At 57.0% G+C, this 1,201-nt stretch carries 1 rRNA gene (cut by a window edge); it reads left to right on the plus strand.

What is annotated here, in order from left to right:
* Window positions 1-1,179: ribosomal RNA gene (locus ABZZ74_RS53610) — 23S ribosomal RNA — on the plus strand; its annotated part reaches 1,287 nt to the left of the window's first position; the annotation flags it as partial.
* Window positions 1,180-1,201: the final 22 nt, after the last annotated feature.

The raw sequence follows: 1,201 nt of genomic DNA on the forward strand, positions 1-1,201 counted from the left end.
GCACGGTGAGCTGGGGGTGGCCGCAGAGACCAGCGAGAAGCGACTGTTTACTAAAAACACAGGTCCGTGCGAAGCCGTAAGGCGATGTATACGGACTGACGCCTGCCCGGTGCTGGAACGTTAAGGGGACCGGTTAGCTCCATTTCGGTGGGGCGAAGCTGAGAACTTAAGCGCCAGTAAACGGCGGTGGTAACTATAACCATCCTAAGGTAGCGAAATTCCTTGTCGGGTAAGTTCCGACCTGCACGAATGGCGTAACGACTTCTCGACTGTCTCAACCATAGGCCCGGTGAAATTGCACTACGAGTAAAGATGCTCGTTTCGCGCAGCAGGACGGAAAGACCCCGGGACCTTTACTACAGTTTGATATTGGTGTTCGGTTCGGCTTGTGTAGGATAGCTGGGAGACTGTGAACTCCGGACGCCAGTTCGGGGGGAGTCGTCGTTGAAATACCAGTCTGGTCGTGCTGGATGTCTAACCTGGGTCCGTGATCCGGATCAGGGACAGTGTCTGATGGGTAGTTTAACTGGGGCGGTTGCCTCCTAAAGGGTAACGGAGGCGCCCAAAGGTTCCCTCAGCCTGGTTGGCAATCAGGTGTTGAGTGTAAGTGCACAAGGGAGCTTGACTGTGAGACCGACGGGTCGAGCAGGGACGAAAGTCGGGACTAGTGATCCGGCGGTGGCTTGTGGAAGCGCCGTCGCTCAACGGATAAAAGGTACCCCGGGGATAACAGGCTGATCTTCCCCAAGAGTCCATATCGACGGGATGGTTTGGCACCTCGATGTCGGCTCGTCGCATCCTGGGGCTGGAGTCGGTCCCAAGGGTTGGGCTGTTCGCCCATTAAAGCGGTACGCGAGCTGGGTTTAGAACGTCGTGAGACAGTTCGGTCCCTATCCGCTGTGCGCGTAGGAGTCTTGAGAAGGGCTGTCCCTAGTACGAGAGGACCGGGACGGACGAACCTCTGGTGTGCCAGTTGTTCTGCCAAGGGCATGGCTGGTTGGCTACGTTCGGGAGGGATAACCGCTGAAAGCATCTAAGCGGGAAGCCTGCTTCGAGATGAGGACTCCCACCCACTTGATGGGGTAAGGCTCCCAGTAGACGACTGGGTTGATAGGCCGGATCTGGAAGCACGGTAACGTGTGGAGGTGACCGGTACTAATAGGCCGAGGGCTTGTCCTCAGTTGCTCGCGTCCACTGTGTT

This window comes from Streptomyces sp. NPDC006476, assembly GCF_040612015.1.
Classification (GTDB): Bacteria; Actinomycetota; Actinomycetes; order Streptomycetales; family Streptomycetaceae; genus Streptomyces; species Streptomyces griseorubiginosus_B.